The sequence below is a fragment of the Lactobacillus xujianguonis genome (assembly GCF_004009905.1).
GTDB classification, from domain to species: Bacteria; Bacillota; Bacilli; order Lactobacillales; family Lactobacillaceae; genus Lactobacillus; species Lactobacillus xujianguonis.
In genome coordinates this window covers 13979-39630 of sequence record NZ_ML136879.1, presented here as the reverse complement: position 1 = coordinate 39630, position 25652 = coordinate 13979, and the positions used below count along the sequence as shown (strand labels likewise).

Here is a 25652-nt window from a genome sequence, read left to right as displayed (position 1 = left end):
ATTTAATAATGAAAACATTTCAACCGTGGCATCAATATCCTTTAATTAGCAAACAACTAAAAAAAGTCAATCAATGTATTATGGACACGATTCAAACTTCCTATGCCGACTTACAAAATGCGCTGCTAGCAATGGCTGATAATGGCGGCAAGTACCTGCGGCCAAGTATGTTAATTTTGGCTGGTAAAGCAAGTATGCCCGAAAAGGAAACTTCAACTACCATTATCCAATTAGCTAGTTCGATTGAAGTTTTGCACATGGCCACCTTAATCCATGACGACATTATCGATGACTCTGACAGGCGCCGCGGCAAGATCAGTATTCAAGCCCGCTTTGGCAAAGATATCGCGGTCTACGCCGGTGATTTACTCTTCACCCACTTCTTTGACCTGATGCTTAAAGCCACTGACAATCATCAATACCTAGTTAAAAACGCTCAAACCATGCATGCCGTCCTGAATGGTGAACTAGGGCAGATGGATGAACGCTTTAACATGAAGCAAACTTTCAATGATTATTTAGCCGATGTAAAAGGTAAAACGGCAGCTTTATTCAAGCTGGCTGCCGAAGAAGGAGCCTTTTTCAGTGGCGCAAGTGCCGACCGCATCAGCGCTTTGGCCAGTTTTGGCGAAAATATCGGTATCGCCTTTCAGATTATTGATGACATCCTTGATTATACCGGTGGGACCAAATTAAATAAACCCGTCTTAGAAGATTTAGTGACTGGGGTTTACTCTTTACCACTCTTAGTGGCTTTGCAAGATGAGGCAGCTAATGAAAAATTAGTGCCCTTACTTGCTAAAAAGCGGGAAATGACCAAGGATGACATTAAAGCTGTGCAAACGATTATTCTGAACAGCTCCGCCATCGACAAGAGTCGACAATTAGCTAAAAAATATACGGACCAAGCGATCGCAGCCTTAATGACGCTGCCGGAAAGCTCAGCCCGTACAATCTTAATTAAAATGACCGATCAATTACTTACTCGGCGCATCTAATGGCTTCAAGCCAATATGAATCGCACCTACTCCTAGAGTTAACGGCGTCACCTTTACTTGGGTGAAGCCAGAAGACTCCAGGAGCTTTTTTAATTGCTCAGCGGTTAGAAAGGCCTGACTGGTCTTGGACAGATATTGGTAGTCGCCGACATGGGCCTTAGTTAACTTGGCAAAATATGGGAACAGCTTGAAGTAACCACGCCAAGCTTTTTTAATTAGTGGCTGTGTAGGTTGTGACATTTCCAAAATTGCCATTTGCCCACCTGGTTTTAACAGCCGATAAGCCGCCTGCAGAGTTTTACCAGCATCAGGCACATTGCGCAAGCCAAAGCAAATGGTAATGCAGTCAAAGGTATTGGGTGCAAACGGCGGCTTCATCGCATCCCCTTGCACTAATCTGATCTTTGGTTGCAAGTTCTTTTGCTTAATTTTCTTTTGCGCCAGCTTAAGCATGTCGGCATTGAAGTCGAGCCCGACGGCCAGCTTAACCCGCTTAGCTAAGGCAATAGTCGAATCGGCCGTCCCGCAGCACAAGTCCAGGCAAGTAGACTGGGGCGTTAACTTTAATTGATGTATAAAGCGCTGGCGCCAGATATTTTGCACGCCTAAACTGACGAAATTATTCATCACATCATATTTAGGTGCCACCCGGCTAAAGAGGGCGTTGACTTCTTCTTCAGAGAATTTGTTAGTTAATGACATTTACTCAAGTCCTTCATCTGCTTTCTTTAATTGACGATAGCGAGCTTCAGTCTCCCATAATTCTTGGGGACTGCCTTGCATTGACACTTGCCCGTTTTCGATAAAGACCACTTGATCCATGCGCTCAACCCCTTGCAAGTGGTGGGTAATCCAAATTAGGGTCTTATCCTGCAGTTGGGTTAAGAAGGTGTTGATCACTGCTTGCTCAGTAATGGGGTCAAGGCCAACGGTTGGTTCATCAAGTAAGACAATTGGCGTATTCTTGAGCAGTACCCGCGCTAAGGCTAGACGATGCCGTTCCCCACCTGAAAAACGCAGTCCGGCTTCATCAACCTTCGTCTCTAGGCCTTGAGGCAAGTTAGAAACCATTTCATCTAACCCCACTCGGCGCAAAACATCCCATAATTGCTCGTCAGTGGCTTCTTCATTCCCGAAGCGTAAGTTGTTAGCAATCGTGGTATTGAACAAGTATGGCGTTTGGTTAATGACGCTGAAGTACTTGGTGATTTGGTCCCCAAACTTGGCGGTTGGAATGCCGTTTAATAAGACGCTACCCTCATTAGGTTGGCGGTCACCCCGCAGTAAAGCAGCTAAAGTACTCTTTCCGGCCCCACTGCGGCCTAAGATGGCTAACTTTTCACCTGGCTTAATCGTTAAATTTACCCCCCGCAAGATCTCTTTTGTAGTCTTCGGGTAAGTGTAGTGCACATCAGTTAATTTTAATTCATAAGGCGCTTTAAGCGCAATTTCAGGATTTTTCTCAGTACTTGGTTCAGGTAAATTATTTAAACGGACCAAGGACTTTTGGTAAACATTCGTCTCTTGTGCTGCGGCTGGTAATTGTGCCCAAGCTTCGTTTAATGGGAAAAGAGTTAAAACAAAGGCGGCAATCCAGTTCGTTAACGGACCAAAGTGACCACCAAACTTTCCGGCAGCCCAGATGACAATACTAACGATGATTAACAAGAACAATAATTGTAAGCAAAAGTCACGTAAGCGGCCAAATTGGTTCATCTTTTTCCGGACTTCCACTAACTTCTTCTGACTATTAACGTGCAAGTCTAAGTATTCTTGCCCGCGACCAGAAAGGACCCAGTCGGTGACACCAAGGACATTATCAGTCAAATCAGTGTAAAGCTCATCCTGTAATTCTTTTTGATAAGCTTGGCGCGCGCCATTAATGATCACTGACCAAAATGGAATGGCAAAAATCATCAAGAAAAAGACAAGTAAGAGCCATAAACCCATCAGTGGTGACAGAATCCCGACGCCGACCACGATAATAGCATACAGGCCCCAGGCCACCATCATTGGGAAAATCGTCCGTAAGTATAAGTTCTGAATGTGACTAACATCATCAGACAAGAGGCCCAAAATGTCCCCTAACTGATACTTACTATTGAAGAACACGGCATCTTGTTCCAAAGAATCATAGAGCTTTTGCCGGAACTTAGAAGTCATTTTCAAGACCCAGTTGTGACTAACTAACCGTTCAAAATAGCGCACTGCTGGTCGGAAGATCCCAAAGGCTCTCGTTAAAACAATGGGCACATAAATTAGCAAAATGTTGGCTGGGTGGGTTGCTGCCCGGCTGATCAAGTAACCAGCACAGAACATCAAGCCCCCACCACAGATAAAGGTTAAGATTCCAAGAAAGATCGCTAAAATTAAGGTTTTACGATACCGCTGTAAAAAGGGCTTCACCCAGTGATCATGTTTTAAAGAATGAATAATTGGAATTCTATCGAGCATCGCTTTCACCTCGCATTTCTTGGGTTAACTTGACGAAGTAACCATTTTTCTTCGTTAAATCATCAAAGGTTCCTTGTTCCACTAACTTACCGTGGTCCATGACCAAGATATAATCCATTTGTCTGAGCCAGTGCAAACGGTGGGTCGCAAACAAGACTAAGTGCTTTTCCATTAGTGGTAACATCCGCTCTTTTAAGTCAATTTCTGTTTCAATATCCAGGTGAGCCGTTGGTTCATCGAAGATCATGACCCGCCGTTCTTGGTCTAAGAAGGCCCGGGCTAAGGCAATTCTTTGCACTTGTCCACCTGACAAGACCCGCTTACCTTGACCAATCATGGTGTCTAAGCCCTTAGGCAATTCAGCTAACAAGTCGTCAAGTCCAACCACGTGAATGGCTTCTTTGATTTCTGCTTCGCTAGCTTCTGGCGTATAAAAGGCAATATTTTCCCGCAAAGTCGCCGTAAAGACATATGGATGTTGCGGAATATAAATTAATTGCTTGTGCCAAGCTGGGATGTTCATCGTGTCCGCCGTGTGGCCTTGCACCCTAATTTGCTCCGCATTTGGCGTTAAGAAGCCAGCTAAGAGGTTAATCAAGGTTGATTTACCAGAACCACTCATGCCGACAATTCCGATCTTTTGGTAACCTTTAACTTTGACCGAAACTGGACCAATTTCAGGACCATCGGCATATTCAAAGTTAAGGTCCTTCAGCTCTAATTCATCGTCTGCTTGCCAACTAGTTAAATCGATCTCGGCTGCCTTTTCCTTTGGCATCTTGAGTAAATCATTAATGCGGTGAAAGGCATTCTTCCCGTTCAGCGTTGCGTGGAAGTCATTGGCAAAGTTCCGAATTGGTAAGAAGTATTCTGGTGCTAAAATCAAAATCCCCAAGGCCGGGAATAATTGCACCGTGCCATTCATCAAGCCAAAACCTAAGTAGACTGCCACAATCGCAATCGAAAGGGTAGTGAAAAAGTCCAAAGCAAAAGTTGACAGCATTGCCACTTTCAAGACAGACATGGTCTTCTTGCGGAAGTTTTCACTCGTTTTAAAAATACTCTTGGCATAACGTTTACTTAAGCCAAAATACTTCAAAGTATCAATTCCGCGCAAGGAATCAATAAAGTTATTGGACAAACGCTGGAAGTTACCAAACTGCGCTTCGGCTCTTGCTTGGGCCGCATAACCCAAAATAATCATGAATAAGACAATTAACGGGTACATGACCAGCAAGATTAAAGCTGATTGCCAATTCAAAAAGAGCATGCAGACAAAGACAAAGACGGGTACGGCCATCATCGTCAAGACTTTACTAAAGACTAACTTGATGTAGTTACGAACTTCATCAATTCCGTCTAAGGCCATGGTAATTAAACTACCAGTCCCCTGCTTTTGCACTAAAGCTTGGCCTTCATTGAAGACCTTAGTCAATAATTTTTGGCGTAATTCTTCAGTCACTTGTCCAGAATATTTATCTAGCCAGATACCTCTAAGCCAGTCGAGCCCTTGTCGACCAGCAAAGCAAAGCGCGAAAGAAAGCAACAATAACCAATCAATGGCATGACCCTGCCATAATTTAGTTAATACTGCACTTAGTGATAGCGCTTGCCCAATAATCAAAAAGGCTTGCAGAACCTCAAGTACTGCAAGTCTTCTTGTAATTGCATTGGCACCAGCAAGTTCAAAAAGGTGTCGATCAATCATTCTCTAATATCCTTCCCCAATTGCAGGCATTTCGATTCTCTTGCGGAAGATCCAGTATGTCCAAATGGTATAAGCCAAAACGCAAGGTACTAAAATTACAGTGGCGATAGTCATCACTACCAAAGTGTAATTTGATGATGATGCGCTTTGAATAAACAAATCATACTTACTACTAATTGATGAAATCATTACCCGTGGGAATAAACCACAGAAGATCAAAGCAACTAGTGAAATTAAGGTTAAACCACTAAAGGTAAAAGCATAGCCTTCCCGGCCCTTAAAGCTGGATACATGAGCAGCAACAGAGAAGCCAACAATCAAGACTAAGCAAAGCAAAGTCAAGAATGGGTGAACCTTAATGAAGTCGGTTTGAAACAATAAGAGTAAGGCAAAGATAACTTCACCAACATATAAGACCCAGTAAAGGGCGTTGGCATAGTTACGTGCCCGGTCATGAATTGGACCAACTGTCTTCAAAGAAATGTAGTTCAAACCATGTAAGTAAGTTAACAAGGTCAAGGCAATACCACCAACAACTGAGAACCAGTTGAAGTAGTCAAAGAATTGTGCAGACATGTTACCATGTGCGTCAATTGGCATCCCTTTAATCATAGAGATAAACATTACCCCTAAGAAAAATGGTGCGATGAAACTACCAAGTGCTAAAGCTACATCCCAGAAACGCTTGTGGCGCGGAGCACTTTCCTTACGGAATTCAAATGAAACCCCACGAATAATCAAACCAACTAAGATGAGTAGCAAGATCAAGTAGTAACCTGAAAATAGTGATGCGTACCAGTATGGGAATGAAGCAAACATGGCACCACCAGCGGTGATTAACCAAACTTCGTTACCATCCCAAACTGGCCCGATTGTAGCGATTACTTGGCTCTTTTCTTTTTCGTCATGAGCTAAGGTCTCAACTGCCATGCCGACCCCGTAGTCAAACCCATCAAGGAAGAAGAAGCCACTAAATAAAACGCCGATTAAAATAAACCATAGTATTTGCAAGACTGACATTTAGAAGGCCCCCTTTGCAAATGGATCCATTGTCTTCTTTTGCACTTCGTCTTTTGCAGCAAATTCTTCTGGATCGTTACGCAAGAAGCGAACTACCAAAGCAATTAAGACAATTGCCAAGAAGGTAAACAAGCAGAAGTAGACAATGTTAGATGTGAGTAGCGAAGCTACTGAAACATTTGGTGAAACACTTTGGGCAATGATGTATTGACCGTAAACAGTCCATGGGTCTCTCCCAAGTTCGGTAATAAGCCAACCAGCAGTGTTCATAATGAATGGTGAGAAGGTCATTAAGCCAATGACCCATAAGCACCAACGGTGTTGGTATAGTGATTCCTTACCTTTACGGGTCATAATCAATCCGACAAGGGCAACTAAGGCAGCTAAAGCGCCGAAACCACACATTAATCTGAATGACCAGAACAAAGTATTAACTGGTACATAGTAGTCCATCTTTTGACCATCAATCTTAGTACCAAACTTCTTCTTAAATTCTTGGTTCAATTCGGCCATCCCTTTAACTGAACCAGTTGTCTTGTGGTAAGAAAGAATACTTAACACATCAGGAATATCAATATTTCCTTTTAATTCATGAGTCTTAGGATCAACATATCCTACAACCGTCCAAGGAGCCTTGTCGCCAGTCGTCTTCATAACAGCTTCTGTTGCAGCAAACTTCATTGGTTGTTCCTTGATCAAGTATCTCATTTGCAAGTCACCAGCAAAGATGTTGAGGCAGGCAAAGAGAAGTACTAACCAAAGGCTAAGACGCATACTCTTGTGGTAAATGCGCTTGTCAGCTTCAGAAATCTCACGTTTCTTAAGAAGTTGAAAGGCAGTTAAACCAGCAAAGATTAATGAACCAGTAAGCAAAGCACCAATTACAACGTGTGAATACTCGTACATTAATTGTTGGTTAGCAAGTAAGGCACCGAAGTTAACCATCACGGCACGGCCGCCTTCAACCTTGAAGCCAACTGGGTGTTGCATGAAGGAGTTAGCCGTCAAAATCCAAAGAGCTGACGTCAAAGTCCCAAAGACAACCATCCAGACAAAGAACAAGTGGAGTTTCTTGCCCACTTTCTTCCAAGTGAACATCCACAAACCGATAAAGGTTGATTCAATAAAGAATGAGAGCAAGGCTTCAAATGCTAGTGGTGCACCGAAAATGTCCCCCATAAATCTTGAATAATCTGACCAGTTCATCCCAAACTGGAATTCCTGGATAAGACCGGTTACAACACCAACAGCAAAGCTAAGCAAAAAGACATTGCCCCAGAACTTCGCCATCTTCTTATAATCGGCATTACCCGTATGAACATAAATCGATTCCATAATTGCGACAACAAAGACTGTACCAATTGAGAATGGTACAAAGAAAAAGTGAAAAATCGTTGTCATAGCAAATTGGAACCGCGCTAAACTAACAATATTCATCGTTCACGCCTCCAAAAAGAAAGTTCTCCCACTTATAAAAGCTTTCTTTGTCCTAAAACAACATGCATTATTTAATTACATTCTTAGTGTAGAGCTAAAATTCAAAACTTTCAAGTGATCAATAATGCGCTTTCAACAATGTTATCTTATCTTACGGTAAGACTATACTTCTATTATACTATTTATCAGGCTCTGACGAGTTGTTTTATATACAGAACATAGCTTTTAGTAAATTTAAACAAGAAAAAAACGAACTAAAAAAATTTGCAAAAAAATTAATTTTTTTAGTTCGTTATTTATTTTTCTTTATAAAACGCCATTGAATAACGGTAAAACGATAAAAAAGATAATGGGAACTAGTAATGCTGGTAAAAAATTTAAGGCCTTTAAATCACGGATTTTTAATAAAGAAAAGCCCGTGCAGGCAATTAAAAAGCCGCCAATAATGGAAATCTCTGTAATTAACGGACCACTAAAGAAGCTAGCTGATAAGAATTTAGCCACTAAGTAGATCATCCCTTGCCAGCAAAATAGCACGGGGGCAACCAACAACATGGCCCAACCAAAGCTGGCGCCAAAGACCATTGAGGTAACAAAGTCGAGCGTGGCATTAGTATAAAGCATGGTATAGTCCCCTTTAACCGCGGCCATGACAGGTCCAACAATTGATAAAGCACCAATGCAGCAGAGCAAGATTTCAGTTGCCAGCCCCTTGCCAATTTCGGATTGTCCCATCTTATCAACTAAGTGGTTGAAATGACCGTCAATATTGAGCCAAGTCCCGACAACCACACCAATCGTTAAACTGACGATGAACAAGACGGGATATTTACTTTTAGGTAAATTATTAACAACGTTTTCAAGGCCTATTCCTAGCGCCGCTAAGCCCATGGCGGTATAGAGGACGTCTTCGTATTTCTTCTTAATGCCTTTTTTCAAAAAACAACCAATCGTCGTGCCAATTAATAAGGCTAAGGTATTAACAATCGTTCCCTGCATGCTCTTCATCCTTTCTCTTTTAATTTATTTTACAAAAAAAGAACCTGGTTTGCCCAAGTTCTTTTTACATAATCTATTCGAGAAGTTTTTGACCACTTATTATTTATTAAAAATATTAAACCAACTCTTCTTGCTTGAAGAAGACTGACTACTATTAGTAGTTGAATTATTCTGATTAGCAGTCTTACTTTCCGGACGATCCTGATTGAGCTCAAAGATCTGATAATTGGTAAAGGCATCAGGATTCTTCCAGTCCACATGATTGTTTTCCGTATTCAAGCGGTTTTGCCGCACTTCTTCATTCTGCAAGGTCTCAGTTGGTAAATCTAAATTCTTACGAATGCGGTTAGAAATCTTCTGTAATTCCTTAGTTGAAGCAACTTGAATTGATGACCCATTAATCCAGGCATCGTGGCCTTGAATATAACCACTCTTTAGATTATCCATACAACCGCGATATGACATGGCTAAGGCAAACATATCATTAAAGGTCAGGTTGGTTTTGACATATTTATTGAAGATTGTCACCAACTTACGGTAGTTAGAAAGCGTGTTGACTGACATGGCCTTATCTACAACGGCTTGAATTACCTGCCGCTGCCGCAGCTGACGGCCGTAGTCTCCACGTGGGTCTTCTTTCCGCATCCGGACATAAGCGACCGCATGCCGGCCATTCAAGTGCTGCTTACCTTTGTGGAAATCACACCAGTCATAGGAGAAGTCAAACGGCACTTGTACGTCAACCCCACCCACGGCATTAACTAAGCTCTTGAGGGCTTTCATGTTAACTTCCACATAATAATGAATTGGCACATTTAATAAGCCGGACACGGTCTTGACCGCTGTCTTATTACCACCAACTTCATAAGCTGAATTGATCCGGAACATAAAGTATTTATTACCCGGATCATCACGAATATCGGCTAAAGTATCCCGCGGAATTGAGGTCATTGTGGCACTCTTTTTACCCGGGTTGGCGGTTGCTAAAATCATCGTATCCGAATTACCTTGATCATGTCGACCTTCTAGTCCCTGGTCCACCCCTAGAATTAAGACCGAAATCGGTTGTCTGGCCGCAATTCGCCCGGAGGTAGCACTATTATTCCCGCTCGCACTATCAATTGCGTTATGCACGGTGAAATACATGTGCGCAGCCCATGCTAAAGAAAAGCTCACTAGTAAAACTGCTGCTAAGCCTAAGAGGCGCACAAGCAGATTTCCTTTAGGAGCTTTTGGTTCTGGCGCTACGAAAGCGCGATTGCGGTGCAAGTTCAAAGATGAACGCCGACGCATCCGTCGATTGGAGTTTTGATCCATGCTATATCTCGTTTCCCTTCGCAAATTCATACAAGCTTATTTGTATCACTTTTTTAACCACAATAAAATAAAGCAGAAAAAATTTAAAAATAATTTATTTTTTGTATTTTTCTTATTTTGCCCTTATTATTAGGCTATATCAAGTAGAAAAAGGAGAAAATTTATGGCAATTCCAAACCGAAACGAAGTTCCAGAAGAATTAACCTGGGATTTAACCCGTATTTTTAAAGACGATCAAGCCTGGGAACAAGCTTATGATCAAGTTAAGAATGATCTAACTGACTTAGCCAATTTAAAGGGCAAGTTAAGTAAGTCAGGTAAGGACCTCTATGAAGGTTTAACGACCATCTTAGCCGTTAAGCGCCGCTTAGAAAATGTTTATGTCTATGCCACGATGTCCAGCGACGTTGATACTTCTGACTCCCACTATTTGGGCTACGTCGCTAAGGTGCAAAGTTTAGCTAGTCAATTCAGCGCTGCCACGGCTTTTATTAATCCAGAAATTCTCAGCATCCCTGAGGAGAAATTAGCTGCTTTTAAAGACGAAGAACCCCGCCTGAAGGATTATGCCCACTGGCTTGATCAAATCACCAGTAAGCGTCCCCACACCTTACCTGCCGCTGAAGAAAAGATCATTGCCGATGCTGGGGATGCGCTTGGCGTTTCTGAAAGCACCTTTAACGTCTTAACCAATTCCGATATGGAATACGGCTATGTTCAAGATGAAAACGGCGAAATGGTGCAATTATCTGATGGGCTTTACTCACTTTTGATCCAATCTCAAGACCGCCGCGTCCGCAAGAACGCCTTTGATGTGATATATGCAGCCTATGGTCAATTTGAAAATTCACTAGCTTCGACTTTATCTGGAGTAGTTAAATCTCATAACTTCAACGCCAGAGTCCACAAGTATGACTCAGCTAGGGATGCAGCTTTAGCTGATAACGGTGTCCCAAGTGTCGTATATGACACCTTATTAAAGGAAGTTAACAGCCACTTAGACTTACTGCACCGTTATGTGGCTTTACGTAAAAAGATCTTAGGCTTAAAAGACCTCCAAATGTGGGACATGTATGTGCCTTTAACCGGTAAGCCAGCTCTTTCCTACAATTTCGAAGAAGCTAAAGCTGAAGCTAAGAAGGCCTTAGCACCACTAGGTGAAGACTACTTAAAGCATGTTGACTACATTTTCAATAACCGGGTGATCGATCCCGTTGAAAACAAGAACAAGGTCACTGGCGCCTACTCTGGTGGGGCTTACGATACTGATCCTTACGAATTGTTGAACTGGGAAAACAACATTGACTCCCTTTACACTTTGGTTCATGAGACTGGTCACTCCGTTCACTCTTGGTACACTAGACACACTCAACCTTATGTTTACGGTGATTACCCAATCTTTGTCGCCGAAATTGCTTCAACGACCAACGAAAACATTTTAACTGAGTACTTCTTAGATCACATCACTGATCCCAAGACTCGGGCCTTTGTCTTAAACTACTACCTTGATTCCTTCAAGGGGACCTTATTTAGACAAACGCAATTTGCGGAATTTGAACAATTTGTGCATGAAGCTGACGCTCAGGGTGAACCATTAACCGCCGACAGCTTAGACAAGTTCTATGGCGACTTAAACCAACGTTACTATGGCGATAGCGTTGAACCAGGTGGCGATATTGCCAAGGAATGGTCGAGAATTCCGCACTTCTACTACAACTTCTACGTTTACCAATACGCTACTGGTTTTGCGGCCGCTACTGCTTTAGCTAACAAAGTCGTTCACGGCACTGAAGCAGAAAGAGATGCCTACATTGGCTACCTTAAGTCTGGTTCAAGTGATTACCCAACAGAAATTATGAAGCGGGCTGGCGTGGATATGACTAAGCCTGACTACTTAGAAGATGCCTTCAAGACTTTTGAAAAGCGCTTGAATGAATTGGAAGAATTAATCGCTAAATAAACAAAAAAGCGGTTGACTTAATTAGCCACAAAATATATAACATAAAAGGAAAGTAAAATTTCTCACATCAATCGAACTGCTTCTGTGTAGAAGCAGTTTTTTTATTGTAAAATCCTTTTATTTTAGGCCTAAACATTGTTAAATAGAGGTAAAGGTAGAAAAATACTTGGAGGTAAAAATATGAAGAAGAGATTAGGCGCAATCTTACTTGCGATGATCGCTTGCAGTTGCTTCATGATTGCCACCCCTCAAAGCACGCAAGCCTCATCCAAATACGGCAAAATTGGTACAGTAATTACTCCGACTAACATGCGGGGCAAATGGCGTTATCAAGGTAGTTCAATACTTGGGCAAAAGACCTACCGCCACTACAAAGTTAGAATTGGTAAACATCACGTTAATGGCTTGCGACTATTTCAAGCTGACACGGCAATTACTAGTAAATATGCAGCTAACTACAAGAAATATCACTTCATCATTGATCAAACCATGAATTGGGGTAACGCTACGATCTTTAACCGGAACGGAATCCAATGGTTGAATGTTAACGGTTGGACTGCTGGTGCTGGTAACGGTACTTTCTATGGTTTAACTACTCATGAACATCATGGCAAGATGGAGCCGGCTTTGGCAATTGCGATTGGTTATAAGCCAACGATTGTTGCTTATGCCTACCGGGTTTCAAAGTATCACCCAATTAAACCATACCGTGAATTTAATCGCACAGATTTAGAAAATCAATATTAATAGCGTAAAAAAAGACTGGGAAAAATTTCCCCAGTCTTTTTCTGTATTCAATGTCAGCGGATATTACGGATTATTACCAAATTAGTGGTGAGAAGCACCTGAGGTAGCATCAGCACTACCCTTAATTTGGTTTTCTTCAGTCTTAGGATATGGTTTCATTCTTGAAGGATCAGTGTTTGACTTCAAGTTATCTGCAGTATAAGGGATGTGATCAATCTTAGCATGCTTAACATCTTCAATGGTCTTGCAGCCAGTTAATTGCATATCGATCTTCAATTCCTTGTTGTATTGTTCAATAACTGATTCAACACCCTTAGCACCACCAAGAGCTAAACCGTAAAGGTATGGACGACCAATCCCAACCATATCAGCACCAAGTGCCAAAGCCTTGAAGACGTGTGAACCACGACGAACACCAGAATCGAAGATAATTGGTACGCGGTGATCAACGGCCTTAGCAATTTCTGGCAAAACATCGATAGTTGCTGGCGCACCATCAACTTCACGACCACCGTGGTTAGTGACATAAACACCGTCAGCGCCGGCGCCGATTGCCTTGAAGGCATCTTCAGCACACATTACACCCTTAACGATAACTGGTAAGCCAGTTTCTTCCTTAATTCTTCTTACGTCTTCTGGACCAATCTTTTGAGCAGAAGCAGCGTACATTTGAGCAACACTTTGCCCTTCACCCTTAGCACCCATGTAACGAGTGAAGAAGTCCAATGGAACTGGGTAAGTAAAGTTAGTTCTTAAGTTAGCTTCACGGTAACCTGATACCAAGGCATCAACGGTTAAGAAAATACCCTTGTAGCCAGCCTTCTTAATCGCATCAAAGACCATCTTGTTGAAGTTCCAGTCTTTACTTAAGTACAATTGGAAGAATCTTGGTGCATCTGGAGCAGCAGCCGCAATATCTTCAACACTCTTGTTAGCGTAAGTACTTGATGAGAATAAAGCACCAGCAGCTGCAGCACCCTTTTGGGTAGCAACTTCGGCATCCTTATGAGCAATTCCGTGACAAGCGATTGGTGAGATCATTACTGGCGTCTTCAGTTTCATCCCGAAGAACTCAGTGTCAGTTTGAGGATCTGACATGTCAGTCAATGCCCGTGGCACAATTTGGTAGTGATTAAAGGCTGCGGTGTTGTTCCGCCAAGTCCATTCATTTTCTGAACCAGAAGCGATGTAGTAATATGCACCTTCTGGCATAATTTGCTTAACTTTTTCCTCTAAATCATCCACATTGACCATATTAAGTTTTTGATCACGTTCACTTTGTGGAAAACCATTGTAATAATAAGTCATTTTTAAATTTCTCCCTTTTTCTATTTAATCGAGCTCAATCTCTATCATAGTTGAAAGTGGTTTCATTTACCAGCAATAACTGTTCAATTATTATTAAATAACGTATAGTGCCATTTCTAGACCAATTTATAAAAATCCAGCGATAAAGCCCATGGCATATAGCATGAGGCAAATAACAACTAGGTACAAGAGGCACCATTTCATCACTTGCTTCAAAATTGTCGCTTCAGAACCTTCCTGACCAATGGCAGCTGAAGCAACAGCGATACTTTGCGGTGAAATCATCTTACCGGCGGTTGCTCCGACCATGTTAGAGCCAACTAACCAGTACTTATTCACCGCTAAATCCTTAGCTGCTGATAATTGTAAGTTACCGAATAAGACGTTGGCTGAAGTGTCTGAGCCAGTGATAAAGGTCCCTAGTGCCCCAATTAATGGCGCAATGATTGGGTAAACTGGCCCCATGACTTTAACTAAAGCAGTCGCTAAGGCAGCCGTCATCCCGGCATAACCCATTACTTTGGCTAAAGCCACGATAGAACAGATCGTAATTGCCGTCTTCCAGATGCCCTTAATGGTCTGCCATAAAATTTGCATCATGTGGGCAAAACTCATCTTTTGAATAAAACCACCAATGATAGTGGCAATTAAAATCAAAGTCCCTGGTGAAGATAACCAGTTAATCTTAAATAATTCTGCCCCGCTACCGGTATAAACTGGGAAAGCAGTCGTCACTTTCGCTAACATTTGGTGTAAACCTGGAAAAAGTGATGAAGCTAAGATTACGAAGAAGAAGACCAAAATAAATGGTGAGCTAGCCCGCAAGAATTCACCAGCAGTATGATGTTTAACTTCCGGTTCTGCCGTTGCGGCGTCTTGCTTTTTATTCATCATTTTGGCCATTACCACCGTCACGGCGATACAGCAGATCACCCCAACAATAGCTGGTAATTCTGGACCAACTAGCTTAGCCACGGAGATTTGTGGTAAGGCAAAAGCCACACCAGATAACAACGTAATCCAGAAAACACCCTTGAGGGCTTTAAAACTGCCATCCGTTAAACCAACTAAAATAAACGGAATAATGATAATTAATAAAGCCAGCTGCAAGGTCACAATAAAGGACAAGTGGTTAACAGGTAAGCCGGTCACGTCACTTAAAGTAATGACAGGCAGACCGATTGCCCCAAATGCGGTTGGTGTGGTGTTGGCAATTAAACAAATCACCGAGGCTTTAATTGGTTCGATGCCAAAAGCAATTAAAATCCCAGCTGGAATCGCCACAGCAGTTCCAAAGCCGGCAATGGCTTCTAAGAACCCGCCAAAGCCCCAAGCAATGATCAACACCAAGATGCGTTGATCAGTCGTAATTGATGACAAAACATCTTGAATAATTTTAATCCCGCCTGATTCATTACTGACATTGTAAGTAAATAAGGCAGCAACAATGACATAAACAATCGGCCAGATCCCCATTAAGGCCCCTTCTAGAGTTCCCGTTAAGGTATCAATTAACGGCAACTTAAAGGCAAAGATCGCTAGAATAATCGTCAATAGTAATCCAATGACACAGGCTTTTGCGGCCGGCATTTTAATAATTGCCAATGCGAAAATAAGCCAGACAATTGGAATTAAGGCTAGTAGAAAGTTAGTCCACATTTCAATTCCCCCATTCTCGTAGTTCTCAATTCCAAGTATATCTAAAATCGCTTACAAAAGATAGTGAAATATTAAAATTAGTGTTGCTGCAATAAAGCTTGTATCAAATTTCACTTTCACAAAGTTATGAAAATGAATCATCAAAACTATCTATTCATAGAAAAAAAGAGTTAGGATTCTTCTTCCTAACTCTTACTTTGTGAATAATAATTTTTACAGCTTATGTCTAACCACATGGACGAAGTAGGCAATCAAATAAATGACCACTTCAATTAATGAAATAAAGAAGGTTACGGGCCAATTAGTTAAAAAGCCGAAGTAAAGTCCGGCCCAGACACCAATTAAGGCAATGCCAACTGACCACGCAATCATCGACGGAATCGTCCGTCCTAAATAGCGAGCCGTCGATGACGGCAGCGTTAGCAGAATAAAGACTAACAATGAACCGACAATTTGTGACCCAATGGAAACTGACATGGCCAAGGCCACTAAGAAGATCACGCCGATCAAGCCAGTTTTAATCCCATGAGCGACTGCCCCAATGTGATCAAAGGAATCAAAGTTCAATTGTCCCTGCACTAAGAAAATTAAGAGCAAGACGATAATCGATAAAATTACCAGTTGAATTACGCCTTGCCGATCAACCCCAATAATGCTCCCGAAGAGGATATTGGTGGCATAACGACTATTTGATCCTGAAATGGCTAAAAAGAGCACACCGAGCCCAATAAAGAGCGCTGAGATGGCACTGATCGCACTTTCCTTCTGGTCACTGTGCATGGAAAGTTCACCAACACTAATTGAACCAAGTAAGGTGAACAAGAGCATCCCCCATAACGGTGCAATTCCTAAGAAAACCGCAAAAGCAGCACCAGCAAAACCAATTTCTGACAAAGTGTGGGCCAAAAAGCTAAAACTACGCGCTACTACGTAGACGCCAACTACACCACAGGTAATCGCAATAAAGGTACTAGCTAAGAAGGCGTAACGCATAAATTCATATTGAAACATTATTCGTAATCCCCCTCAAATTCACTCATCTTCCCCTGTTTAATGGTCTGATGGTTCAAATACAAGTACTCATCCATGTACTTTCTAGCCAGCGGGACATCGTGGGTGACGAATAAAACTGTCATCCCGTGTTCCTTGTTCAAGTGCTGGATTAACTTCATCAAGTCTTCTTTGGCAACTGGATCAAGACTGGCCGTTGCCTCATCCAAAATAATCATATTGGGATGGTCCAGCAAGGCTTGAGCTAAATAGGCGCGCTGCTTCTGCCCACCAGAAGCTTCCCCCATGCGCGTATTTTGAATCTCAAGCAAGTGCGTTTCTTCAAGTTCATGCTTAATCTGAGCTTTAATCTTGCTGGTCTTAATTAACGGTGCATTCAAGCCGATAAAGGACTTAATCGAAAGTGGGTATTCTGCATCAATATTTCTAAACTGCGGCACGTAGCCTAAGCGCACTTGATCTCCGAATTTAAAACTGCCACTAGTGGGCACTAATAATTTCATCAAGATATTAATTAACGTCGTCTTCCCGGTTCCATTAGGTCCTAAAAGAGCCGTCATTGAACCTTCCTTTAAGCTAAAGTTCAAATCTTGAAAGACCGTCTTGGTATCAAACCTCATCGTGAGGTCTTTGACGTCTAAAATCATTCAACTTCCCCTTTTAGTATTTATTTCATTTCAGCTAATTTTTGGTAGTTTGCTCTCATCCATTGTAAGTAAGTAACACCGTTAGGAATAGTTTCGCGGACATTTAGGACTGGAATCTTTTCCGCCTTAGCTTGCTTCACAAAATTCTTCACGGTTGAACTGCTGGCTTGCGTGTTATTAACAAAGAAAGCAATCTTCTTGGCCTTAATCTCATTAATCATTTGGTTAATCATTTTTGGACTTGGATCAGTCCCATTTTCAATTGCTTCTTCAAAGTCCTTGTCACCAATCTTGTAGCCGGCTTCTTGCAAAGCATAATCAAAGACTGGTTCACTGACAAAGACAGGCTTGCTCTTTTGGCCGTCAGCTTCTTTGGCTAAAGCCTTAATCTTAGCCACCTTAGCTAAGTACTTTTCACCATTAGCCTTAAAGTAAGCAGCATGCTTCTTATCTAACTTGGACAAACGCTTCACTAAATAATCAACATACTTAGTTGGCATAGTTAAATTGTACCAAATATGAGGGTTATCGCCCTTCTTAAGTCCCATTAAGTCTTCCCCAACTAAGACAGGCTTCTTGCTGACAGAGCTAGCTAACTTATTCATCCAGCTGTCATAACCTAAGCCGTTAGCCACCACGATATTAGCGTTAGCCAACTTCTTAGCGTCCGCAGTGGTTGGTTCAAAGTCATGGGGATCAGTATTGGCATTAGTGATAATCGCAGTGGCAGTACCATATTTACCGACCACATTTTTAGCGATATCGGCATAAACATTAGTAGTTGTGACCACTGAGATTTTTCCTGTTTGCTTAGTAGGCTTATTTGCACATGCTGAAACTAGCAGCATAATCAATCCTAGTAAGCTCACAATAAAAATCGGTTTTGTAATTCTAGTTTTAAATTTTGGCATTAAAAAATCCTCCGTTTAAATTTAGCATCTAAATTAGAAAATTCAGTTTTTTTTCTAATTAAAAACTAGGATAGGTCAAAAAGCCCATTCTGTCAATCTTTTTAGGACAGACAAATAGCACCAGAGTCGCTGAGACTTGGTGCTATCAATCATACTTACGAATTATAAGAATTGTTTAAAATAATAAAATGTGCTGAATTTTATTTAAATGCCTTTTCTAGAATTACATCATTATATAAACATATTTTTATATGCTTGTCAAACTAAAATTCACCTTTAGCGTGTTCACGTAAGACATCTAAGATCTTAATGATGTGGTTATCAAACAAGTAATAATAGCGGGCTTGCTTGACGCGGCGGCTTTTAACTAGTCGAGCCTCTTCCAAAATATGTAAATGGCGTGAAATGGCTGGTTGACTGACATCGAATTGGTCAACCAAATTGTTCACGCTGCTTTCTTGATGATCATTTAAGTAATAAAGAATTTGAATGCGAATGGGATGATTAAGTGCGCGCGTTATGCGGATAATTTCTTCATTCATGAGCTTCACCTGTCTATGTAGTTTCTGGTCTCTATTATACCGTAATTTGAGCATCAAAAAACGCCACCTAACGGTGACGCAAAACATAACAGAGTATCTTGATCTAAGTAGAGATTCATCAAGATATTTATATATTATAGCATTTTAGGCTAAATGTACAGGCCTAATTAATATATAACATCCATTATTATTTTTCTTTATAATTTCTTTACTTTTCGTTAACTGGCTTCTTCCAAAGACTAAGGATCACACCGGCAACAATAGAACCGATAATGGTGGCCAAGAAGTAAAGCAAGATGTGGTTGGCAAGTGGAGATACCCAAAGACCACCGTGAGGTGCAGGAACTTGAATATGCCATAAACCAACTAAGAGTCCACCAACAGCTGAACCGATCACACATGAAGGAATAACGTGACCTGGGTCACCGGCAGCAAATGGGATGGCACCTTCAGTAATGAAGGAGAAGCCAAGGATCCAGTTAGAAACACCGGCCCGACGTTCTTCAGCGTTAAACTTGTTCTTGAAGAAGGCAGTACCAATGGCAGTAGCAAATGGTGGAACCATCCCACCTACCATAACGGCAGCCATCATAACTTGAGCAGTAGCTGAACTTGGATCGTTAGCAAAGGCACCTGAAGCAAAGACGTAAGCAGCCTTGTTGAAAGGGCCACCCATATCGATGGCCATCATACCAGCCAAGATCGTGGTTAATACTGCCAAGTTTGCAGTACCCATGCCGTTTAAGAAGTGGGTAACTAGCATGTTAATGGTACTGAAGATTGGGTTGATGATGAAGTACATGATGAGGGCGATGAAGAGCAGACCCAAGATTGGGTAAAGGAGCATTGGCTTCATCCCTTCAACAGACTTAGGAAGTTTAGCAAATAATTTCTTAAGACCAACCATCATGTAACCGGCAATGAAACCTGCGGCAATACCGCCAAGGAAGCCGGCTGGAGAAGTGGCATGAGCTTGGACGTTAACGGTTAAACCATTGGTGCCGTTAACGATCGCAGCCATGTAACCACCAACTAAACCTGGCATCAAAGCTGGCAAATCACCGATTGATTCAGCGATGTAAGCAGCTAAGATTGGCACCATGAAGGCGAAGGCCAAGTTACCAGCTGAGTTCAAGAAGATGAAGGCTGGAGACTTAGCACCACCGGCATAGTTTTCCACGATGAAGGAAATGGCCATTAAGATACCACCACCAATAACGAATGGAAGCATGTGGCTAATCCCGTTCATCAAGTTTTGGTAGATTGAATGCCAGACACCGCCGCCAGAAGTGTTTGCTGAACTTTCTTCCTTGTCAGCAGCACTTGCGTGGTAAATATCAGCCTTGTTGTTCATGATCGTATCGATCAATTCATCTGGCTTGTTAATCCCGTCAACAACTGGGTGATTAGTTAATTCCTTACCATCAAACCGTGGCATGTCAACTTTCTTATCTGAAGCAATGATGACACCCTTGGCACGCTTAATTTCGTCTGGAGTTAATTGGTGCTTAACCCCTTCAGAACCGTTAGTTTCAATTCTAACTTCGATTCCGCGCTTCTTACCAGCATCGATTAAAGCTTGTTCAGCCATGTAAGTGTGGGCAATCCCGTTGATACATGCAGTAACCCCAACGATTAATGGCTTTTCATCATCTTTGTTTTCACTAGCGGCCTTCTTAGCAGCTGCAGCCTTCCGCTTTTCTTCGTCAGCCTTGTCTTGGGCATCCTTAGCAGCTTCAGCGTCAGTGAAGAACTTAATCACTTCATCTGGAGTAGTAGCTTGCTTCAACTTTTCAACTAAATCAGGGTTAACTAATAAACCTGAAAGCTTAGCTAAAGCTTGAAGGTGAGTATTATCAGCACCAGCTGGAGCAGTGATCATGAAGAATAAGTGAACTGGTTGACCATCAAGTGAGTCGTAGTCAATTCCTTCCTTACTTTTAGCAAATAATACTCTTGCCTTGTTAATGTATTCGTTACGAGCGTGAGGCATCGCAATTCCGCCACCGATACCAGTGGTTGATTCCTTTTCACGAGCCCAGATTGACTTGATAAATTCGTCTTCGTTATTAACGATGCCCGTCTTAACTTCAAGGTCAGCCATTTCTTTAATGGCATCTTCTTTATTAGTGGCCTTGAGTTCCATGATCATGGATTCAGGGCTTAAGATATCCTTGATTCTCATTTACCTTATATCCTTTCTGTCAGAAAATTAAGAGATTTGTTCAACCTTAATTTGTGGAAGAACAGCTTCGATTTGACTCTTCACCGCAATATCTTCAGTGAAGGCAGTTGCACCACCACAAGCCATGCCGATTCTGAAGCTTTCTGCAGGATCGTGAGTCTTGAAGTAAGTTCCAACAAAGCCGGCGATCATTGAGTCCCCAGCACCAACTGAGTTAACAGCAGTACCAACAGCACCCTTAGCGTGGTAGACGTGGTCCTTAGTTAAGAGGAAGCCACCTTCACCCGCCATGGAAACCATGACGTTTTGAGCACCCTTGTCAAGCAACTTTTGTGCATATTCAAGCATGACATCGCTTGAGTCAAAAGTTGTGTGGAACAAGTCAGCCAATTCGTGGTGGTTAGGCTTGATGACTAATGGCTTGTATTCCAAAGTATCAAGCAAAGCTTGACCAGTAGTATCCACAACAAATTCAGCGCCAGCTTCTTTAATAGTTGGCAATAATTGTTGGTAGAAGTTAGTTGGCAAGTCTGGAGTTAAAGAACCGCTCATCACAACGATGTCGCCTTCCTTAAGGTCGTTTAAGCGATCCTTGAAAGCAGCGATTTCTTGGTCAGTAATGTGGGAACCAGCAGCGTTAATTTCAGTTTCCTTTTGGGCGTGAATCTTAACGTTCACCCGAGTCACATCTGAAATCGTCACAAAGTCACTGACAATGCGCTTTTGGTTCAATTGACGGATCAATTCCTTACCAGTAAAGCCACCAACAAAGCCCCAAGCAGTGTTATCGACATCTAATTGGTTAAGAATTTGGGAAACGTTAATTCCTTTTCCCCCAGCTAAAAATGAATAATTCTTGGTTCTGTTAACTTCACCAGCATTAACTTTTTCCAGTTGCATGACATAGTCAAGCGCTGGGTTAACAGTGACAGTATAAATCATTCTGTTGCCTCCTTTATTTTTATCCCGGCAGGTAGTGCCTGTTTTTGACGTTTGGTTAATTTATTCGTGATCACAGTAACTTCTTGGCTATTACCGAAAACAGCGAAAGCTTGCTCGCCGATCTTAGTTGGATCAACTAAGACATAGGCCTGTGCAGCTTGACTGATCTCGGCGCTTTTCACGGCAGCTTCTTGGGTATCAGGAGTAGTTAACTTGCCATCCTTGTCTAAGCCATTAGCCCCGATAAAACTAGCTGAGAAGTTCATGCTCTTGATCTGCTCTAAAGCATGCGGTCCCACTGCAGCGTGGGTGTTGTCCTTGAGCTTGCCGCCAATCAAAATGGTATCGATCCCATGATTCAGGCCGCAAAGCGCGGTTTCAACCCCGTTCGTCACAATGGTGAGATTCGCCACCTCTGCTAAGAACGGCACCATCTCATAAGTTGTCGTTCCGGCATCGATAAAGATATCGTCACCATCATGGACAAAGTGCTGCGCCGCATAACGGGCAATCTTGAGCTTGGCTTCGTGATTCAGATTGAAGCGAATATGCTGTGACACATCGCGAGAAAAGTTTTTAACTGAACGAGCGCCACCATGCACACGCTTGACGGTGCCTTCAGCTTCCATTTGGATTAAATCGCGCCGAATGGTTGACTCTGAAGTTTTGGTTAATTTGCATAGCTCTGCGACGCGGCAGAGACCGTGTTGATTCACATAATTTTCGATTATGCTTTGACGTTGCTCGGTCAGCATTTTTCTCACCTCAAGCAATATTGTATTCGCTTTCGCCGTCAAAAGCAATCACTTTTCGTCAAAAATATTCATTTTTATGCAAAATAATTCATAAGTAATCGAATTGATGCTAAATAGGTTATTAGCATGCTCTATTACAGAATTATCGTGGTCAAAAACAAAAAAGCAGTCAATTAAGACTGCTCAATAATCTGATTCATGCTAAATCCCGCTACCGCTAAGGCGTACAGGAAATAATAAATCAATAAGGTGAAGTTGGAATTGGTGGTTAAGAGATAAAAGATCGAAAAGACGAAGATCAACAGGCCAATGATTAAGGCGAGCGAACTTTGCGATCTGGTTAAGGCATAACCGCCACCAACAATTAACAGAATGTACACGACAATGGATAGGAAATAAAATTTATCCTGTAAGTTGCCACTAACTAAGAAAATGTCGATATTACCAGCAAGCTTTGCCAGCATCACGAGCGAAAGAATTAATGAGAAGAAACAAACTAACGGATAAACGATGACTTTCCAGCTACTTTTCATCATAATCACCTATTCCCAATTGAAAATATCTGACCAATGTGTTGGTAAATTATTGTTTTTAGCAAAATATTTCTTAAAGGCTTGCGCAAAAGTTAACTGATCGGCCGCTTGATACTTGAAGATATCATGAATGGCCAAAAAAGCTGTGACAGCGCAATCAACCACTAAGATGATGATAATTCCTAGCAAAATGTAAAGCAAATAAAGCATCTTATCTATCCCCCACTAACTCTTGTAAAGATGTTTGACCAAAGCTGACACACTTGACCAAATATCTGACGAAGGCTTGCGCGAAAGTCATGCCTTGACCTTCATAGACGAACCACTTTTCACGGTGCGTAGTTAAAGTCTTAAGTCCAGCGGCCAGGTTGCAAACCAGTAAGAAGCTGATTAAAGTAATGAATAAAATTTTGATGATCAACATGTGTCATCCCTCCTTTGGTTATACTGTATTATTCACTTAATACACTAATATGGATTAGCCAAAAAGTCAATAGTTTTGGTAAACATTTTCATTATAAAAGACTTATTGCCGCAATGGACAAAAGTGTCAAATTCGGTCGTTTTCGGGTCCGATTTGGTAATTTTTGGTACAAAAAATACGGCTCACTCTCATTTGAGCCGCATTCTGTGAAAACGACGACTATTTTTCATCATCTTCGTTATCAGGTTTATACTGCAGTAAGTCACCAGGTTGGCAATCTAATTCTTTACAGATCTTATTTAAGGTCTCAAAGCGCACGCCGTGAGCTTTTCCGGTTTTTAAAATTGATAAGTTAGCTTGGGTAATGCCGATCCGCTGAGCTAATTCTTTGGATGACATTTTCCGCTTAAGCAGCATAAAATCTAAGGTTACTTCAATCATCTACTATCATCTTCCTCTTAAATAATTGAATTGGAGTCATCTTGTAATTTTAACCCAGATTTGAAGACTAAGTAAATTACATAGAAAGTTGCTAGGTATGTTAGACCGGACGTCAGATTGAAGGGATAGATGAAGCTTTGATCTGTTACTTTAGCAATTGAATTAAAGTCTGCCTTCACAAAGCTAAAGGTGATAAACATCAAGATATTCGCAACTGTGTAAATCCCAATTGCAATCAACATTTTCTTGAGTAATGCCAAATTTTGCTTATCAAAGTAAATATCTTGCTTAATATGTTTGATGATTTTCTTCACATAACCACAAATAAAAAATTGCGTAATAGCTAAAACTACAAAGAAAATCGCTAGAATCAATACGATCAAACCGAAATTAGGATTTGCAATCTTAAATTGACTAAAAACTTCTTTTTTAATACCAGGTTGACTAAAAGCAATACCACCTAAAACGCCAAAAATAACTATTCCAACGAGATCAACTACAATCAAAACTTGATAAATCCAAGCACAAACCGTAATCAGGTTTAACATAAACTTTTTCATATCTTTCCCCTCCTAAAGATGATCACCTTTCTTTATTAATTATTGTAATTCAATAATTAATATTTGCAAATAAATATTTTATCAATTTTTTGCAATAAAACAGCCCAAGTTAAAGCTCAGGCTATTTATTTACTCGTCATCCTTTACAACTTTAATCCGCGAAACATACATTGCTGCCGCAAAAGCACCAAAGAAGAGCGCGCCACCAACACCGGCAATCAACAGATTTAGCCATAATTCAAAACTATCCATGTGAATGTTAGTCAAAAATTCAAACAAAAACATCAACACACCAAACAAAACTCCAGACAGCAGCCCTCGTTTGATGGCATTTTTCCTAGCCTGCGGATAATCCTTAGCCGATACTTCATTCTCAGTTAACTTGAACTTCCTCGTCTCCCGCATCACATAGAAGTCGATCACAATGATGATCAGGAAACTTTCTGCCAGTAAAACTCGATAAGCTACAACTGCTCCAAAATTTGCAAACAAGATTGATGAAATAATGAATAGCGTTGTCAATGAGAGAAAAGCGATGAAAAAGGCGCGATTACCAATATGATCGATCTTAGCTTGCCGGTATTCATCAAGCGGACCCGAAATTCCGTACCAAAACTTCATGTACCGATCTAGCCAATTTTCTTTATTTTTCTTCATTATCAACATCTCCATCCCAAAATAAACTATTTAAATCTGTCCCTAAGGCATGCGCTAAATTCAAACATAAATCTAGCGACGGGTTATACTTATCATTTTCAATCAAATTAATCGTCTGCCGCGCTACCCCAATCTTGTCTGCCAGGGCCATCTGTGACAAGTGCTGGGCTTTGCGGTATTCTCTTACTCGATTCATGGTTATTTACTCTTCATTTCTCTTACAATGAAATAGAGCATGCCGCCTAAACACAAACCGCAAACCACTCCAGCAAACAAATACACGCCAATCACAATCGGTAAATTCTCACTAGTAAACAACCGTACTAGCCGCTCAGGGCCCACTTTAGCCAAAATTCCCAAAGTCAAAATAAGCCAAGTCCCGATCAAACTAATGAGAAAACAGCCCAGAAAGCGTAAAACTTTTTTCTTCATTCTTT

Annotated in this window: 27 protein-coding genes; 3 read left to right on the top strand and 24 right to left on the bottom strand. The window is 41.4% G+C overall.

Going from position 1 to position 25652, the window contains the following annotated elements:
- Positions 1 to 8 precede the first annotated feature (8 nt).
- Positions 9 to 998 (top strand): polyprenyl synthetase family protein, encoded by a 990-nt coding sequence (locus tag EJK17_RS04985; protein ID WP_127796252.1) that lies wholly within the window; start codon positions 9 to 11, stop codon positions 996 to 998.
- Here EJK17_RS04985 and ubiE read toward each other — a convergent pair.
- From ubiE to EJK17_RS04950, 7 genes are all read right to left on the bottom strand, one after another.
- Positions 978 to 1700, bottom strand: a complete 723-nt coding sequence (gene ubiE / locus EJK17_RS04980; protein ID WP_103661350.1) for a bifunctional demethylmenaquinone methyltransferase/2-methoxy-6-polyprenyl-1,4-benzoquinol methylase UbiE — start codon at positions 1698 to 1700, stop codon at positions 978 to 980. The two genes, EJK17_RS04985 and ubiE, sit on opposite strands and share 21 nt — an antisense overlap.
- A complete protein-coding gene (gene cydC, locus EJK17_RS04975) occupies positions 1701 to 3452 on the bottom strand; it encodes a thiol reductant ABC exporter subunit CydC (RefSeq protein WP_103661349.1) in 1752 nt (583 codons plus the stop codon).
- Complete coding sequence (gene cydD, locus EJK17_RS04970) at positions 3442 to 5160, bottom strand: thiol reductant ABC exporter subunit CydD (RefSeq protein ID WP_103661348.1); 1719 nt, start codon at positions 5158 to 5160, stop codon at positions 3442 to 3444. Before cydD ends, cydC begins: the two co-directional genes overlap by 11 nt.
- A gap of 3 nt (positions 5161 to 5163) precedes the next feature.
- Positions 5164 to 6180 (bottom strand): cytochrome d ubiquinol oxidase subunit II, encoded by a 1017-nt coding sequence (gene cydB, locus EJK17_RS04965; protein WP_103661347.1) that lies wholly within the window; start codon positions 6178 to 6180, stop codon positions 5164 to 5166.
- Complete coding sequence (locus EJK17_RS04960) at positions 6181 to 7617, bottom strand: cytochrome ubiquinol oxidase subunit I (protein WP_103661346.1); 1437 nt, start codon at positions 7615 to 7617, stop codon at positions 6181 to 6183.
- 306 nt (positions 7618 to 7923) lie between these two features.
- A complete protein-coding gene (locus EJK17_RS04955; protein ID WP_103661345.1) occupies positions 7924 to 8616 on the bottom strand; it encodes a DUF554 domain-containing protein in 693 nt (230 codons plus the stop codon).
- A gap of 99 nt (positions 8617 to 8715) precedes the next feature.
- Positions 8716 to 9933 (bottom strand): LCP family protein, encoded by a 1218-nt coding sequence (locus tag EJK17_RS04950; RefSeq protein WP_103661344.1) that lies wholly within the window; start codon positions 9931 to 9933, stop codon positions 8716 to 8718.
- A gap of 163 nt (positions 9934 to 10096) precedes the next feature.
- Here EJK17_RS04950 and pepF point away from each other — a divergent pair, with 163 nt between their 5' ends.
- Together pepF and EJK17_RS04940 are read left to right on the top strand one after the other, a co-directional pair.
- On the top strand, positions 10097 to 11893 hold the full coding sequence (gene pepF / locus EJK17_RS04945) for an oligoendopeptidase F (protein WP_103661343.1): 1797 nt from the start codon (positions 10097 to 10099) through the stop codon (positions 11891 to 11893).
- Between the two features lie 180 nt (positions 11894 to 12073).
- A complete protein-coding gene (locus EJK17_RS04940; protein WP_103661342.1) occupies positions 12074 to 12640 on the top strand; it encodes a hypothetical protein in 567 nt (188 codons plus the stop codon).
- Between the two features lie 81 nt (positions 12641 to 12721).
- On the opposite strand, the gene EJK17_RS04935 is transcribed toward EJK17_RS04940, so the two are convergent.
- The 17 genes from EJK17_RS04935 to EJK17_RS04855 form a co-directional block, all read right to left on the bottom strand.
- The gene (locus EJK17_RS04935; protein WP_103661341.1) at positions 12722 to 13948 is read right to left on the bottom strand and encodes a lactate oxidase; all 1227 of its coding nucleotides are present in this window, start codon (positions 13946 to 13948) and stop codon (positions 12722 to 12724) included.
- A 126-nt stretch (positions 13949 to 14074) separates the two neighbouring features.
- Positions 14075 to 15607, bottom strand: coding sequence for an L-lactate permease (locus tag EJK17_RS04930; protein WP_103661340.1), 1533 nt, complete (start codon positions 15605 to 15607; stop codon positions 14075 to 14077).
- A 213-nt stretch (positions 15608 to 15820) separates the two neighbouring features.
- Positions 15821 to 16618 (bottom strand): metal ABC transporter permease, encoded by a 798-nt coding sequence (locus EJK17_RS04925; protein WP_103661339.1) that lies wholly within the window; start codon positions 16616 to 16618, stop codon positions 15821 to 15823.
- Positions 16618 to 17265: a metal ABC transporter ATP-binding protein gene (locus EJK17_RS04920; protein WP_103661338.1), complete on the bottom strand. Its 648-nt coding sequence runs from the start codon at positions 17263 to 17265 to the stop codon at positions 16618 to 16620. Before EJK17_RS04920 ends, EJK17_RS04925 begins: the two co-directional genes overlap by 1 nt.
- Before the next feature lie 20 nt (positions 17266 to 17285).
- A complete protein-coding gene (locus EJK17_RS04915) occupies positions 17286 to 18176 on the bottom strand; it encodes a metal ABC transporter solute-binding protein, Zn/Mn family (protein ID WP_103661337.1) in 891 nt (296 codons plus the stop codon).
- 263 nt (positions 18177 to 18439) lie between these two features.
- The gene (locus tag EJK17_RS04910) at positions 18440 to 18718 is read right to left on the bottom strand and encodes an ArsR/SmtB family transcription factor (RefSeq protein WP_103661336.1); all 279 of its coding nucleotides are present in this window, start codon (positions 18716 to 18718) and stop codon (positions 18440 to 18442) included.
- 208 nt (positions 18719 to 18926) lie between these two features.
- On the bottom strand, positions 18927 to 20903 hold the full coding sequence (locus tag EJK17_RS04905; RefSeq protein WP_103661335.1) for a PTS fructose transporter subunit IIABC: 1977 nt from the start codon (positions 20901 to 20903) through the stop codon (positions 18927 to 18929).
- A gap of 27 nt (positions 20904 to 20930) precedes the next feature.
- Positions 20931 to 21845: a 1-phosphofructokinase gene (gene pfkB / locus EJK17_RS04900; protein ID WP_103661334.1), complete on the bottom strand. Its 915-nt coding sequence runs from the start codon at positions 21843 to 21845 to the stop codon at positions 20931 to 20933.
- Positions 21842 to 22600, bottom strand: a complete 759-nt coding sequence (locus tag EJK17_RS04895; protein ID WP_127796251.1) for a DeoR/GlpR family DNA-binding transcription regulator — start codon at positions 22598 to 22600, stop codon at positions 21842 to 21844. Before EJK17_RS04895 ends, pfkB begins: the two co-directional genes overlap by 4 nt.
- Positions 22601 to 22773: 173 nt before the next feature.
- Positions 22774 to 23136 carry a hypothetical protein gene (locus tag EJK17_RS04890; RefSeq protein WP_127796250.1) on the bottom strand — a complete coding sequence of 121 codons (363 nt, stop codon included), beginning with the start codon at positions 23134 to 23136 and terminating at the stop codon, positions 22774 to 22776.
- 6 nt (positions 23137 to 23142) lie between these two features.
- Positions 23143 to 23343 (bottom strand): hypothetical protein, encoded by a 201-nt coding sequence (locus tag EJK17_RS04885; protein ID WP_103661331.1) that lies wholly within the window; start codon positions 23341 to 23343, stop codon positions 23143 to 23145.
- A gap of 1 nt (position 23344) precedes the next feature.
- Complete coding sequence (locus EJK17_RS04880) at positions 23345 to 23557, bottom strand: hypothetical protein (RefSeq protein WP_103661330.1); 213 nt, start codon at positions 23555 to 23557, stop codon at positions 23345 to 23347.
- Between the two features lie 219 nt (positions 23558 to 23776).
- Positions 23777 to 23998, bottom strand: coding sequence for a helix-turn-helix domain-containing protein (locus EJK17_RS04875; RefSeq protein ID WP_103661329.1), 222 nt, complete (start codon positions 23996 to 23998; stop codon positions 23777 to 23779).
- 17 nt (positions 23999 to 24015) lie between these two features.
- Positions 24016 to 24558: a DUF2975 domain-containing protein gene (locus EJK17_RS04870; RefSeq protein ID WP_103661328.1), complete on the bottom strand. Its 543-nt coding sequence runs from the start codon at positions 24556 to 24558 to the stop codon at positions 24016 to 24018.
- A gap of 129 nt (positions 24559 to 24687) precedes the next feature.
- On the bottom strand, positions 24688 to 25215 hold the full coding sequence (locus tag EJK17_RS04865; protein WP_161494900.1) for a DUF3278 domain-containing protein: 528 nt from the start codon (positions 25213 to 25215) through the stop codon (positions 24688 to 24690).
- Positions 25202 to 25411: a helix-turn-helix transcriptional regulator gene (locus tag EJK17_RS04860; RefSeq protein WP_103661326.1), complete on the bottom strand. Its 210-nt coding sequence runs from the start codon at positions 25409 to 25411 to the stop codon at positions 25202 to 25204. The genes EJK17_RS04865 and EJK17_RS04860 overlap by 14 nt, the downstream gene beginning before the upstream one ends.
- A gap of 2 nt (positions 25412 to 25413) precedes the next feature.
- Positions 25414 to 25647, bottom strand: coding sequence for a hypothetical protein (locus tag EJK17_RS04855; RefSeq protein ID WP_103661325.1), 234 nt, complete (start codon positions 25645 to 25647; stop codon positions 25414 to 25416).
- Positions 25648 to 25652 lie beyond the last annotated feature (5 nt).